The sequence below is a fragment of the Pseudomonas sp. PS01303 genome (genome assembly GCF_029959385.1).
Lineage (GTDB): Bacteria > Pseudomonadota > Gammaproteobacteria > Pseudomonadales > Pseudomonadaceae > Aquipseudomonas > Aquipseudomonas rustica.
Map to the genome: position 1 here is coordinate 1 of NZ_JASCPK010000338.1, position 297 is coordinate 297.

A 297-nucleotide genomic window follows, 5' to 3' on the forward strand; every position below is an offset into this window, starting at 1 on the left:
TTGAGCTAACCAATACTAATTGCCCGTGAGGCTTGACCATATAACACCCAAGCAATTTGACTACTCGAGAGAGCATCAGATTGCGGTGTGTGAAGACGAAACGAACCGAAAGTTCGATGTTCACAAACACCGAAAGCTATCACATACCCAATTTGCTGAAGCGAGGCCATCTGGCCACGACTCAGTACCCGAATTTCTTGACGACCATAGAGCGTTGGAACCACCTGATCCCATCCCGAACTCAGCAGTGAAACGATGCATCGCCGATGGTAGTGTGGGGTTTCCCCATGTGAGAGT

General features: G+C 49.2%; 1 rRNA gene. It reads left to right on the forward strand.

Annotated features, from left to right (window positions below):
* Positions 1-196 precede the first annotated feature (196 nt).
* Positions 197-297, forward strand: a 5S ribosomal RNA gene (gene rrf, locus QMX93_RS30875); the annotation flags it as partial.